General features: G+C 30.6%; 16 protein-coding genes. 2 read left to right on the top strand and 14 right to left on the bottom strand.

The features are described from left to right. The 6 genes from K4G57_RS07175 to K4G57_RS07150 form a co-directional block, all read right to left on the bottom strand. Nucleotides 1-750 (bottom strand): hypothetical protein, encoded by a 750-nt coding sequence (locus tag K4G57_RS07175; RefSeq protein WP_221532523.1) that lies wholly within the window; start codon nucleotides 748-750, stop codon nucleotides 1-3. After that, on the bottom strand, nucleotides 747-968 hold the full coding sequence (locus K4G57_RS07170; RefSeq protein ID WP_221532524.1) for a hypothetical protein: 222 nt from the start codon (nucleotides 966-968) through the stop codon (nucleotides 747-749). Before K4G57_RS07170 ends, K4G57_RS07175 begins: the two co-directional genes overlap by 4 nt. A 3-nt stretch (nucleotides 969-971) precedes the next feature. Then, the gene (locus tag K4G57_RS07165; protein WP_221532525.1) at nucleotides 972-1691 is read right to left on the bottom strand and encodes a hypothetical protein; all 720 of its coding nucleotides are present in this window, start codon (nucleotides 1689-1691) and stop codon (nucleotides 972-974) included. A gap of 68 nt (nucleotides 1692-1759) precedes the next feature. Next, nucleotides 1760-2005 carry a hypothetical protein gene (locus K4G57_RS07160; protein ID WP_221532526.1) on the bottom strand — a complete coding sequence of 82 codons (246 nt, stop codon included), beginning with the start codon at nucleotides 2003-2005 and terminating at the stop codon, nucleotides 1760-1762. Nucleotides 2006-2014: 9 nt separating this feature from the next. Beyond that, on the bottom strand, nucleotides 2015-2530 hold the full coding sequence (locus tag K4G57_RS07155; protein WP_221532527.1) for a hypothetical protein: 516 nt from the start codon (nucleotides 2528-2530) through the stop codon (nucleotides 2015-2017). Beyond that, nucleotides 2527-3657, bottom strand: a complete 1131-nt coding sequence (locus K4G57_RS07150; protein ID WP_221532528.1) for a hypothetical protein — start codon at nucleotides 3655-3657, stop codon at nucleotides 2527-2529. The genes K4G57_RS07155 and K4G57_RS07150 overlap by 4 nt, the downstream gene beginning before the upstream one ends. Before the next feature lie 160 nt (nucleotides 3658-3817). Between K4G57_RS07150 and K4G57_RS07145 the strand changes: the two genes are divergently transcribed. Next, complete coding sequence (locus K4G57_RS07145) at nucleotides 3818-4207, top strand: hypothetical protein (RefSeq protein WP_221532529.1); 390 nt, start codon at nucleotides 3818-3820, stop codon at nucleotides 4205-4207. Here the strand turns inward: K4G57_RS07145 and K4G57_RS07140 are convergent, their stop codons facing one another. From K4G57_RS07140 to K4G57_RS07125, 4 genes are read right to left on the bottom strand one after another with little or no spacing between them, the layout of a single operon-like run. Further along, nucleotides 4208-4438 carry a hypothetical protein gene (locus K4G57_RS07140; RefSeq protein WP_221532530.1) on the bottom strand — a complete coding sequence of 77 codons (231 nt, stop codon included), beginning with the start codon at nucleotides 4436-4438 and terminating at the stop codon, nucleotides 4208-4210. A 2-nt stretch (nucleotides 4439-4440) separates the two neighbouring features. Further along, nucleotides 4441-5073, bottom strand: coding sequence for a hypothetical protein (locus K4G57_RS09130; RefSeq protein ID WP_236033272.1), 633 nt, complete (start codon nucleotides 5071-5073; stop codon nucleotides 4441-4443). Then, nucleotides 5070-5486 (bottom strand): YopX family protein, encoded by a 417-nt coding sequence (locus K4G57_RS07130; RefSeq protein WP_221532531.1) that lies wholly within the window; start codon nucleotides 5484-5486, stop codon nucleotides 5070-5072. The genes K4G57_RS09130 and K4G57_RS07130 overlap by 4 nt, the downstream gene beginning before the upstream one ends. Nucleotides 5487-5502: 16 nt before the next feature. After that, nucleotides 5503-6807 (bottom strand): AAA family ATPase, encoded by a 1305-nt coding sequence (locus tag K4G57_RS07125; protein ID WP_221532532.1) that lies wholly within the window; start codon nucleotides 6805-6807, stop codon nucleotides 5503-5505. A gap of 101 nt (nucleotides 6808-6908) precedes the next feature. Between K4G57_RS07125 and K4G57_RS07120 the strand changes: the two genes are divergently transcribed. Then, complete coding sequence (locus K4G57_RS07120; protein WP_221532533.1) at nucleotides 6909-7511, top strand: recombinase family protein; 603 nt, start codon at nucleotides 6909-6911, stop codon at nucleotides 7509-7511. 227 nt (nucleotides 7512-7738) lie between these two features. Here the strand turns inward: K4G57_RS07120 and K4G57_RS07115 are convergent, their stop codons facing one another. The 4 genes from K4G57_RS07115 to K4G57_RS07105 are packed head-to-tail and all read right to left on the bottom strand — an operon-like array spanning nucleotide 7739 to nucleotide 11689. Beyond that, nucleotides 7739-10084: an ATP-binding protein gene (locus K4G57_RS07115; protein ID WP_221532534.1), complete on the bottom strand. Its 2346-nt coding sequence runs from the start codon at nucleotides 10082-10084 to the stop codon at nucleotides 7739-7741. After that, complete coding sequence (locus K4G57_RS07110; RefSeq protein ID WP_221532535.1) at nucleotides 10081-10929, bottom strand: PBECR3 domain-containing polyvalent protein; 849 nt, start codon at nucleotides 10927-10929, stop codon at nucleotides 10081-10083. Before K4G57_RS07110 ends, K4G57_RS07115 begins: the two co-directional genes overlap by 4 nt. A 50-nt stretch (nucleotides 10930-10979) precedes the next feature. Continuing rightward, the gene (locus tag K4G57_RS09260) at nucleotides 10980-11111 is read right to left on the bottom strand and encodes a hypothetical protein (protein ID WP_283249682.1); all 132 of its coding nucleotides are present in this window, start codon (nucleotides 11109-11111) and stop codon (nucleotides 10980-10982) included. After that, nucleotides 11108-11689: a hypothetical protein gene (locus K4G57_RS07105; RefSeq protein WP_221532536.1), complete on the bottom strand. Its 582-nt coding sequence runs from the start codon at nucleotides 11687-11689 to the stop codon at nucleotides 11108-11110. The genes K4G57_RS09260 and K4G57_RS07105 overlap by 4 nt, the downstream gene beginning before the upstream one ends. Nucleotides 11690-11745 lie beyond the last annotated feature (56 nt).

Genomic DNA, 11745 nt, shown 5'->3' with positions numbered 1-11745 from the left:
TCACTCCTTAGCATTTCTTAATCTAACATCACTTACGCTAAAGTAGAGATTCTCGCCCTTAACCTTAACAAAATGTTCTCCACTAAGTGTGGTTACTTTAGATTCTAATAAATAGCCTCTTTGTTCCATTAATCCTAACTCTTTATAATCCTTGCTTTTGCCACTATCTCCTTTAAGAGTGTAAGCCATTGCTAAAGGATTTTTGAGAATTATCTCCACCGCAATGTTTTTTGGTTTGTTTTGCGTTTTTGTTTTCTGTGGCTTCTTATTTAAAATCTTAGTTTCAACAATTATTCCTAGCTCTCTTGCCTCATTTAAGATTTGGCTATAAGTCTCACTCCATAGATACGGATAAGTGATAAATTCTCTAGTTCGCGTTAGGATTCTAAAGTCTTTTGCATTGAGTTTAAATTTAGTGCTAAGTAGCTTTGCAATATCTTTTGCATCAATTTCCCTCTCATATTCCCCAAAGCTAATAGATTCTTTTGTAAGATGCGAATCTATGCCCTCTTTAAAGGCTAGAGTTTGTAAAAATAGTGCTTCATGAATTGGCATATTTGAAATATTAAAAACCAACAAATACGGCTTATTGACTTTAATTATTGTAGGCTTAACTCCATCAACTTTTCTTTGAAACTCTAATGCTTTAAGTCCAGCTTCAAATCCATCTCTTAGTGTCTTATCATTGGCTTCATAATAGCAAAAGCCTTGTGTTAGAAATATCAAGGTAATTAATAGAATCTTTCTCATACTCTCCCCTTTTTATGTTTGTTTGCAACTTTTATTTGTTGCATATTGCTATTTTTTACTTCCTCTTTTGCACTATTTTGTAGGTGCATTTTCTCATTTAGATTATTTTCAAGACAGAATATCTTAATGCTTTGGATTTTCTCACTTATAAAATCTATCTTTATTCTTAATGTCCTTATTTCACATTCAAGTTCTGCTAGAAGTTCTGCTATATGCATTCTCTATTCCTCTAAGAATCGTAAGTTATACGCATAATTTGTTGCGTTAAATCTTACATAGTTTTTTGTAATCTCTTCAATTGCATACCAATTATTGAGTTTATCCCCTACCTTTAGGATTCTGCCCTCATATTTAAAGATTAGATTGCTTTTATTAAGCTCACAATCCTTTTGAATCTCTTTTAAAAAGGCAATCATATTTTGTGGCTTCTGTGTCTTTAGGATTTTTTTAATATTATCTAATTGATTATCACTAATTCCGCCTTGCATTGTTGGGATTTTAGATTCGTGTTTGTCTTTTTCTAATCCAGCTAGATTATTTGGATTTAGGGATTTGTTTAAATTGGTGGAATCTTTGGAATCTTTAGCCTTCGTGTTCTGAACTTTAGTATTGTCGTATTGAGCCGAAATATCTCTTTTGGATTCTTGAGATTCTTCAGCTAACACTTCAGAATGACGAAGAGTAGCTTCAGTTTGAATAGTGGAATCTTTTTCTAAATTATCCATTACAAAGGGATTTTCCATTTTAGGAGGGGTATAGGGCTTAACTTGTTCTTGAGATTCAAAACTCTTTGTTAAATCTTGCTTTTCCTCACTACTAAGTAGCCAAAAAGTCAAAGGGATTAAAACAACTACCCCCACAATTCCAAAGTAAAGATTCTTATTTCCTATCTTGAAATTGCTTTGCAAGGCAAGGAATATGTTTTTTACTTTGTCGTTCATTTTATTTTTCCTTTAGTTGTGATTTTTAGAATTTCTATTTTTAAATCGCTCTTGCGCATTCTTAATCCTTAAAACAAGCTAGGATATTTTTGTGCTAGGCTTTTGTTTTTAGGATTCCATAAATACATTTCATCTTTGCCTAAATGTTTGATTTCATTATACGTTTCTGTCTTTAGCAAGACTTCTATAATGCCATCTCCTAAGAGTTTAGAATGCAGAATCTCTTTGACTTTATTTAGCATTATTTCCTTGCTATCTAGATAGGTCGTTTGACATTCTAAAATATGTTTAGTGCGTGAAATCTCTAAAGTCATTTCCTCTCCTTACATAGTGCTATTTTTAAAAATTGCTTCTTGCAGATGATATTCTGTTAGGATTTCTTTTGCTTCCTCTAAAAGCTCTATTTCGTTTTTATTTAAAGATTCTTGGTTTAATAAAAGCTCACTTGCACTCTCTAGTAAGAATCCTATTTGTTCTTTATTGATTTCTTGTAAGCTTGTTATTTCCTCTAGTTTGGCTAGGAAGCTTAGAAGTTTTGCTTTATGAGTTGTGTTGAAATCTTGGTTTAAAGGAGAATCGCTTTGTGTATTATTTAGAATCTTTTGTTCTAGCACATTTAGGCTCTCAAGCAAATGGGCTATCTTTTGATTGATTTGAGCCTTGTAGCTATCTTTATGTAATTTTGGATTGGGTTCAAAGTTCTCTAATCCATTAAGAAGTAAGCGAAAAGAGTTAAAATCTCTAAAGGATAATGCGGAATCCTTTATGAAAGCGATTTTTTCATTTATGCTTTTTGAAATGGGAAGTTCATTTAGAATCATTTTAGCTATTTGTGTCATTTGTGCTTCCTTAGACTTGTGCTTTGCTCTTCCTCATTCTCTTTTGCTTTCTCTCTTGTGATTTTGAATTTGTTTATTAATGCCCATTTGCCCTTTGTGTAGTTGTCCTTGCTTTTTTGTAAGTCTTTGTTTGCAATATCAAGCTTATTTATATTCTCTTGCAAAGAATCTTTTATAGGCTTTTGGGATTCTTGGGTTAGAGTAGAAGTTGTATCTTGTGGCTTTTGGGATTCTGCTTTGTTTTGGTTTGGGTTGATTTGGTTAAGAGTAGAATCTGCCTTTAAATCTCTTGTCTCTTGGCTTAAGATAGCATTTGCTTCTAACTCTTTGTTTAGTGTTTCTTGTAGATTGGATTTATTCTGTGCTTTTAGCTCCTCTAATTCCTTTCTTAAAGCCTCGTTTTTTGCTCTAACCTTAGCAATTAATGCCTCTAGCTCTTGATTACTTCTTGTATCTAAGTCTGCGTAAAAGGCAGTCATAAAGTCTTTATTATCTAGTGTGGAATCTTTAGAGAATGGGAAGCTAATGCGCTCTTTATCATTAATAAAAGCAATTAGGTCACTAGGCTTTACTTTTAAGTCTTTTTGATTTAAAGTAGAATCATTTAAGGGACTTTCTTGGGTTAAGGTGGAATTGTTTAGGGATTGTGTGTTATGCGTGCTTTCTAAAGAAACTTTGCTTTTAGATTCTTTAGCTAAGGTTTGGGTTTGGGTGGAATTTGATTTGAGGGCATTAAGATTTTTTAGATTTTCTTGGTCTTTTAGAGCTTGTGTTAGATTTGCATTGGAGATTAACTCGCTTAGTAGTTGAGATTTTTCATTTTCTAATGCGTCTTTTTTTGTGGAATCTTTGTAGATTTTATTAAAGGAGTGATGAAACTTCTCATAGTCAATGAAGCCTTGTTGCTCTAGGGTTGAGAGTAGGCTTAAAAGAGGTTCTTTGTAAGCTGATTTTTCGTTAAAGTTATCATTAATTAATTGCTTAAATTGTGCCTCATCGTTTATATTTGTTTGATTTTCTTGACTTTTTGCAAAGCATAAAATGCTATTTGTGAAGTCTTTAAAATCCTCATCTTGTGTTTCTTTGGAATATTCATATAGATTTCTAATATCTGCTGCTATACTCATTGTGCGCCTTTAATCTTTAATTTAGCGCATTGTAGAAAAAAAGAGAGGAGGAAAAATAAAAGGGAGCTTAAAGTGTGTAAATTTACATAGATTAAGTTTATTTTTATATAATTATGCTTTTTAGTTTGCGAGAATTAGAATGGGTGCTTTTCTTTTAATAATGCTTATTGTTGTTTTTTCTTTTAATGTAGCGCAATTTGTTTTTTTTATAAAATATTTTGCTAAATTAACAAAATTTGACGAATTTATGACTTCTAAAGTCTTTGTTGTTGTGCTTATTGTATTTTTTATAATTTTTGTTTTGGCTGGTTTTGCGGTTGATATTGATATTATTGCTGATGTTGGTGGAAGTTTTATGGATGGCATTGTATTTTATTATATAAATTTTTTATGTTTTTTTGCTCTTTCATACTATTATTGTTATGTTTTAAATGCTTTAAATATAAATAATAAAAAATTAATTTCTATGCTTGGGTTTTTACCAACATTCTTTGTATCTTGCTTTTATTTTGGACTAATTAATCAAATTCTAATATTGAGCGTTAAGTAACTAACAAACAAAGTGATCGTTGTTGTCAATTAATATTGCTTTTTTGCCAATTTTAATTTTTATTAAAGTTTTTCTTCCTTTGTGTTTTCTTTCAAATTTATCCTTGTATCTATTATAAAAAGTCTTTTGACAAATCCCCTTTAGCTCACAAAACTTCTTAATATCTACCCACACATAATCACTAGTTAGCTCTTCAATTCTTTCATCTTTTATTATTTCGTCCTTTTTCATTTTTAATCCTGACTTATTATGATTTTGCTTTTATATAATTCATATAGTTTTGCTACTTCATCGCTTGTAGTTTGTAAAATCTTAGCTATATACTCTAAGCTTATCTGCTCACTAAAATAAGCATAAAAGAGAGTAAAAAGGTAGTTATAGCCATAAGTATAGACATATTTTAGGATTCTATTCTCATTACTTATGTAATCGCTTAGGTTTAATCTAAAGGCATCATCATAATAGATTTTAAAGGTCAAATCAGAGAGGAAATCCCTAATATAAATGTTTAATCTACTATCATTTAAACTTTCTATTTGAAAGCTTTGATTGATTAAAACTCCAAAAGTGGCATAGATTGCAAGGAAGTTTTCATATTCATTTTGATTAGCAAAATTTAGTGGATAATGCTGACTTATGCTAGAATTAATATGAATGAAGTTTGCTTCCTCATTACTAAAGGCACTTAGCAAATATGGCTCACTACTCTTAAAGAATGCATAATTGATTTGCTTAATAATTAATGCTTTGTTCTCCTTTAGATATTTGATTAAAGATAGCTTTTTATCTAAAAAGCAAAATCTCCTTAATGCCTTGTTTTCTTTGTTAAAAGAAGCATAAGTATTAAAATGCTCACCTATCTTCATTTTATTTTTCTCCATTCCATTTCATTACCTGAAACATCACGCCATATTTCAAAATTTTTAGAATGTATATGTCCTACCACTGCAATGTTATTTTTATCACTATCTAAAAGATTATCATCATAAGTGTAATAACCCTCATCACTTTTTATAACTCTATGATATCTCTTGTATCCCTCACAATCTTTAGTGCAAACAATATCATTTTGGAATATTTCTTTACTATTTTTATCTTTATAGCCTGTGCCAAACTCAATTAGTGCGTCTTTATCATAATCTCTTGCATCAAATCTAAAAGATTTTCTAAAATTAAAATAATGGTATCTACCTGATTTAGAGTAGATTCTAAAATTCTCAAAATTACTTGCTTTATATTGATACTCTGCAAAATTCAAATCTTTAGTTGGTTGTTCCATTTTGTCTTTTCTCCTCCTATATCTCTATAAATAATTCTTTTTGAGCCACCATTTTATTTAATCCATCTTGGGCTGATTTTGTAAGTGGAATAATCATCTCTACACATTCTATAATGTCCTCTTTTTTAAAGTTTTCTCCCTCTGCTTTTTTAACAAAGTCCAATCTTTTACAGAAGTTTTCTATCTCTGCTGGAGTGTAAGGAAATCTATTAGCAATTGTGTTGTCTTTTTGGTATTTATTTTCTATCTCTGCAAAGATTTCATCTAGGCTCATAAGCTCTAGTGCAAAATCTAATTTATATTTCTTAATGTAGATTTCAAACATTTCTATTGCATATTCGTGTGTTGGGAGATTGATAAAGAAAAGCTCGTCCCATCTCCCTCGTCTTAAAAACTCTGGATTGTTTGCTAAAATTGAACCTAAATCATTTGCAGTAGCAAAGAAGATAGCATTAAATTTGTATTCACAAGCAGGAGTATTAATATCATTTAGAATCGTAAGCAATCGCCCTAGCATTTGTTTTTCTTTTGCAGTAGCATTGCCTATCATTTTTTCAATCTCATCAATTAAAATCACAAACTTTTCAGCTGGATAGTCTATTGCTCTTTGGTGGAGATAAGCAAAGATTGAGTTTAGCTTTTCTATGGGGGCATTAGATTCCATTATATAGGAGAGATTAAGAGCAATCAGCATTCTTTTTAACTCTCCTGCAAAGCATTTTGGAAAGAATGTCTTACCTGTGCCGGGAATCCCCACTAGAAAGATTCCTTTTGCTTTATAGCCTTTTTGTTCTGCCCTTAAGAATTGAGCGGTGTATTTCTTTAGTGCAGTTGCTCCTCCTATATCTTTTAGAGTGAAAGGAGAGTCAATAACACTAAGTCCTAGTTCAAACTCTAAAGCCTCTGCTTCGCTTATTCCGCTTTGCTTTTGTTGTGTGGTTAAGATTCCATATTTGTTGGGTAAATTCTTAATACTAAAGAAGCTTTGATACTCTTTTGGTGGAGGATTGTTTGAAATGATGATTAGGGTTTTATCAAAGGGATTTGTAAAGAAGTCTTGAATGTCTTTAAGAGTTGGGTTAAGCAGGAGGGTTATTTGGGATTTGGAATCTTGGCTTTTTAAAATGTTAGTAGAATTGTTGTTTAAAGAAGTCGAATCTTGCAAAGAAGCTATTGTCTTATTAGAATCTTTTGTTATTTGGGAATCTAAATTTATAAGATTTAAAGTAATATTTGTAAAATCTCTTATTGCTTGTTTTAAATTTGTCTTATTTTCATAATAGAAATTATCTTTTGCAATAAGGTAAAAATGGGGGTGCATAAAGCCTCCTAAGATGGATAAATACATAAATAAATTAAATCAAGGTATAATTTTGGTATAAATTTAACTCTAATTTTAGATTAGAATTATTAAGGGTTTAAATGGTTGTGGGATATGTTAGAGTTAGCACAAATCATCAGGATTTAAAGTCGCAAGTTATGGAGATAGAGCGGTATTGCAAGGAGAATAGCTTATTATTAGATAAGTTATTTAAAGTTAAGACTTCTAGTTCTCAATCACAGCAAAAAAGGCGAGTGAGTGAGCTAAAAGCTATGCTAAAGCAAGGAGACACACTCATAATAACCGAGCTTTCAAGACTAGGAAGAGATATGTTTGAAGTAGTGATTTTAATCTTAGAACTCATTAAAAATAAAGTAAATTTGGTCTTTACCAAGCAAAAAGAGTTAAATGATTTAAGCTATGTAACTACAAAACTGCTTCTAATCTTACACGCATTTTTTGCAGAAAATGAAAAAGAAATGATTAAAAAACGTTCTTATGCTGGACTATTAAAAGCTAGGGAAAATGGCAAGATTCTAGGGCGACCCTTTGGGACTAAAAATTCCTATTTTGACAGATATGAGGCAAAAATCATAAGAGAAATAAAGAAAGGTAATAGCCTAATGAGCATTTGGAAAAAGCATTTTAAAGAGAAAAGTTATAATTCTTTTCTTTATTATTGCAAAAATAGAAAATTAGCTTAAATTTTAAATTAAATTAATAAAAAAAGAGGTATAATTTATACCAAAATTATACCTTGATTTAATTTTGGTATAGCTTATGCTTTTTAAGCCTTTAAAATACGATATTTATAGCTTATTTTAATTTTACAAATTTTATCTTAAAATCTATCAATTTTTGCCCTAAATTTTACGATTTTACCTTTTTGCGTTATTTTCTTGCTATTTTATCCTATTTTTTAGCAGTGTATTCACACCTCATTTGGATTTGTGCTAAAGATTTTCATCTCATCTTGACTTATTTCAAACTTCATATTAAATACTCCACTACTATACCATACACATAATTCGTGTTTGTTTGTATTAAGTAGTCCAATTTCCACATTCTTTGGAATCTTTAATGCCTCTTGTGCTTCTTGTATCACCTCTAGTTTCTTATCTGGTCTAAGCAGAAAGATTCTAGTATCTAAATTCTTTAGAATCCCTAGTGGAATATGCTCTGCATTTTGCACCACAAAGCATAAATGCACATTATACTTTCTAGCCTCTAGGGCAACTTTCTCAAACATAGTAGTAAAATAGGGAATCCTAAAATAGTTTTTCGCCTCCTCAATGGCATAAAATAGCTTTGGAGCTGCCCTATTTTCATCTTTACACTTTAGGGCAAATTCTCTATCTTTAAGGTAAGTCTTTTGAAAAATACTTAAAAAGATTGGCGTAAAAAGGCTAGATTCTTTAAAGTTATTTAAATCCATTGAAAGCACATCAACATCTGCAATATCAATCTTATCAAAGTTAGAGAATAGATTTAACTTTTCTATGGAATCTAATTTTCTAGCTAGAGATTCTATATCTTTTCGCTCCTCTTCTTTAAGCTGCATATTAGCACTCTCTTTTCTAGCAAATTTGACTATATCAATAAGCAATGGCTTTTTTAAATAATCAAACTCGCCCTCTTTAATAGAATCTAAGAATGCCACATCCTCATAACCTAGATCTATTAGCTTCTCATAAGCCTCTTTTGTATTAGCTTTTAAGTCTCTAATCCTATATCTTTGATATTCTTTATTCTCATACACTCTTTTAATAATGCTTTTAAAATGTGCTACTTCATTAATATTTAGAGGTTTTTCATTTTGGGATTCTAAGATTATAGAGGCTAAGTCAAGGTTAAATTGCAAATCTGCTTCATAGAGTTCTTTATTCTCTACATTTGGGAGATTAACTAAATTATAAGAGAATCCATAAAAGCTAGATTCTATGTGTGCTACACTATTGTTTGGATTGCTTTTAATTAAATCTATAAATCTCTTATCTGAAAAGCCTATATCATAACTTCTAATCCTAACATTAAAAGGATTCTTGCCTAAATTAGAACATTCCCCATTATTAAAGTTAAGCCCTATCATTTGAGCCATTATTTTTTGCTTACTTACACTCTTGCCAGAGCCGGGCTTTGCAATAATTGCAATATGAGGATTATCATTCTCGCTGCTAAAGGAATAATTTATAAATCCCCCTTGCTTATCTATGCCATAAATATCTGCTATCTGTGTATCTCTCTTATGGATTGAAGCAATGCAGTTAAATAAAAAATCCTCTTTAACTAAAAAATCAAATTCGCTATCTCTAAATTTAATAGGATTTTTCTGTAAATGCTTACTTCGCATTAATTCCTTTGCTAAAAAGCTAACCTTTAGGCTACTTCCTAATTGTCCTATGATTTCCTCATCATATTCTTTCAAATACGCAATGGCATTAATAAGTGCTAAATCATATTCTTTATTATGATAGCTTTGTTCTAATTCTATAAAGGGCTTCTTATCTCCAACAAGCTTTGCATAATTTAGAAGCCTAGAAATATGATTTTTAATATGTGATTCAGAAAGGTCAATAAAGAACCAAATACAACCTTGAAAGTTTAGATTAAAAAGCCCTAGAATATCACTCTCTTTAATCTCTAAATGCTTATAGGCTTGAAAAATATCTACACTCTTATAATTATTTGCTATTGCCTCTTTGGCAAGTCTTTTAAAGCTTAAAAACTCTGGTTCAGATTCTAGGGAATCTTTTTTGATATGCAGGGATTGTACTAACTGCTTATTTTCAATATAAAAGCTATTTTGCAAGAAGCAATTATAAAGGACATTAACTAGCTCTATCCCACTTAAGAGATTAACATCAAAGTAGTTTGCAAGAGATTTAATGATGATTTTATTATGAGAGAAAATATATTGCTTTTGGAACTTATGTTGTTTTAGTAAAACATAATAAAAGAATCCCTCTTCGCTATTTTTGGAATCTCTAATTAGCTCTTTAATCTTTTCTGCTCTTATGTGCTTTTGAATATTCTCATGACTTAGAATTTCTATGCCATAAAGTTTGGGATAAGGAGTATTACAAATAATATGGTCTTCTTTAATATAATCTACTAAAAAGAGTGCGTTAGAATGGTATTCTATAAAGAGATTATATAAAGGCTTAGCTAGTTTATCTAAAAAACAATTACTAATACTCACACTTGGGTCTTTTTTCTTATATCCAAAGTATAATCCAGCTAGGGCTGAACCAACTAATGCGCTTCCTGCTAGTGTCATTTTATGTCCTTTTTGTTAGATTTTACTTTTTTTAGTTGGTGTGATTTATGGGTTTGTGTATCTACTTTAGAATCTTGTAATCCTTGCGTATTCTCAAGTTTCTCTCTGTCTTTTGTTAAATTCTCACCAATGTTTTTTAACTGATTTTTAAATCTTGAATAAGAAGAGTTAGGGTTTTGTGGTATAATTTCAGCAGTAAAGAGATGGGAGCTATCTAAGTTGATACTCGTTCCTTGCAACGAGGGATTTGACGACTTTTCTTTAAAGTTTAGCAGTCTCTCTACTTTATCAAAGGCTTTGCTGTTTTCTAATTTTCCGATTTCTTTATACATCGTTTTTAAGCTTAATTCATTATTTTTCTTACTTATCGTTTCAACTATGACATAATATCCATTGATTTGTTTTCCACTAATTAAAACTTTTTGATTATCTTTGCTGATTCCTATTGCTTGTTTGTCTGCACTATTGATAAAATCAGCGTGATTTTTAATATCCTCAAAACTTAAGGCTTCTTGTTTGCTTTTTTGCACTAAATTTGATTGCATTCCATGCCTTTTTAGTGTGTGATTTATCGCATTTCCTGACATTGTGATTTTTGCATTTTGCAGTCCCAAAGCATCATTTAAATATACACTCGCATTATCAATCCATATTTTATTATTGTTTTTAATTACTTGATTTAAAAGCTCATTGCTTAACTCTTCAGCTCTAGCCATTCTCAAAGGCTTGGATTTATCTAGTAAATCAGATTTTAGGGTTTCACTTTTTTCTTTTTTGTTATTCCAAAGAATATTTTTAATGGACTGAATGGATTGTTTTATATAATTTGTTAATTTCTTATTCATTTAAAGATTCCTAGTCTCTCAATCTTAATTGTCCTACTTTCTCTCTCCATTTAGATTTCCTTATTAGATTCTTTTCTTTTGCACTCTTTTTCTTGCCAACTCGCAATTTTTGGATTAATCCAAAAGATAAAAACAATTTTGCATTCCTTGTCTGTTAAATGCAATATTCTAGCTACACTCATTTTTGCTTCCTTTTGTGTGCTTGGTTTAGAATGCTTGTTTGGGATTGTGTGTTTTCATAATAAGCTTTAACTTTAGGATTCTTAAATTCCATTCTTTGACTAAGATTCCTATCAGAGTAAAAGGATATAATTTGCTCATCAGAGGGGGAAAGTGGCGGGATGAGACCCTCCCCTTTGATTTTATCAGTTGCTATCCTAAAACGCACACCCTCATCGTTTTCCCATTCATATACTTTTCCGCCTCTTCCGTCATCAAAAGGTTCTTTAAACACTTTTAAATATTCCCTTAGAGAGTTTCCAAGATTTAAAAGCTCTTCTATCGTGATTTCTCCCTCACTTCCTTTTTCTAAATGCAGTTTGATATGTTCTGCACCTCTGCCTTTATCTCTTTTTGTGTTATGCCAACCTTTAACATAATGCACCACATAATCTATAATTGCATTTTCAATGACTTCTAAATCTGTCTTAATAGGAGTTGCCCTTTTTGCATTAAAGGTTACATTTACGATTCCACGTTTTTCTTTTTGTAGGCTTCTCTCTATGTCTTGAAATTTTTGCAAAAAGTCTTTGAAGTTCATTTTGTTACCAACTCGCAATTTTTGGATTAATCCAAAAGATAAAAACAATTTTGCAT

This window comes from Helicobacter turcicus, from assembly GCF_019711685.1.
Taxonomy (GTDB): Bacteria; Campylobacterota; Campylobacteria; order Campylobacterales; family Helicobacteraceae; genus Helicobacter_D; species Helicobacter_D turcicus.
Note: the sequence above shows the minus strand (reverse complement) of the source record. Positions and strands in the feature narration are given on the sequence as shown.

Excerpts from the sequence above, each read along its gene's own strand:
- K4G57_RS07175 (WP_221532523.1), bottom strand. The coding sequence starts at position 750 with ATGAGAAAGATTCTATTAATTACCTTGATATTTCTAACACAAGGCTTT.
- K4G57_RS07170 (WP_221532524.1), bottom strand. The coding sequence starts at position 968 with ATGCATATAGCAGAACTTCTAGCAGAACTTGAATGTGAAATAAGGACA.
- K4G57_RS07165 (WP_221532525.1), bottom strand. The coding sequence starts at position 1,691 with ATGAACGACAAAGTAAAAAACATATTCCTTGCCTTGCAAAGCAATTTC.
- K4G57_RS07160 (WP_221532526.1), bottom strand. The coding sequence starts at position 2,005 with ATGACTTTAGAGATTTCACGCACTAAACATATTTTAGAATGTCAAACG.
- K4G57_RS07155 (WP_221532527.1), bottom strand. The coding sequence starts at position 2,530 with ATGACACAAATAGCTAAAATGATTCTAAATGAACTTCCCATTTCAAAA.
- K4G57_RS07150 (WP_221532528.1), bottom strand. The coding sequence starts at position 3,657 with ATGAGTATAGCAGCAGATATTAGAAATCTATATGAATATTCCAAAGAA.
- K4G57_RS07145 (WP_221532529.1), top strand. The coding sequence starts at position 3,818 with ATGCTTATTGTTGTTTTTTCTTTTAATGTAGCGCAATTTGTTTTTTTT.
- K4G57_RS07140 (WP_221532530.1), bottom strand. The coding sequence starts at position 4,438 with ATGAAAAAGGACGAAATAATAAAAGATGAAAGAATTGAAGAGCTAACT.
- K4G57_RS09130 (WP_236033272.1), bottom strand. The coding sequence starts at position 5,073 with ATGAAGATAGGTGAGCATTTTAATACTTATGCTTCTTTTAACAAAGAA.
- K4G57_RS07130 (WP_221532531.1), bottom strand. The coding sequence starts at position 5,486 with ATGGAACAACCAACTAAAGATTTGAATTTTGCAGAGTATCAATATAAA.
- K4G57_RS07125 (WP_221532532.1), bottom strand. The coding sequence starts at position 6,807 with ATGCACCCCCATTTTTACCTTATTGCAAAAGATAATTTCTATTATGAA.
- K4G57_RS07120 (WP_221532533.1), top strand. The coding sequence starts at position 6,909 with ATGGTTGTGGGATATGTTAGAGTTAGCACAAATCATCAGGATTTAAAG.
- K4G57_RS07115 (WP_221532534.1), bottom strand. The coding sequence starts at position 10,084 with ATGACACTAGCAGGAAGCGCATTAGTTGGTTCAGCCCTAGCTGGATTA.
- K4G57_RS07110 (WP_221532535.1), bottom strand. The coding sequence starts at position 10,929 with ATGAATAAGAAATTAACAAATTATATAAAACAATCCATTCAGTCCATT.
- K4G57_RS09260 (WP_283249682.1), bottom strand. The coding sequence starts at position 11,111 with ATGAGTGTAGCTAGAATATTGCATTTAACAGACAAGGAATGCAAAATT.
- K4G57_RS07105 (WP_221532536.1), bottom strand. The coding sequence starts at position 11,689 with ATGAACTTCAAAGACTTTTTGCAAAAATTTCAAGACATAGAGAGAAGC.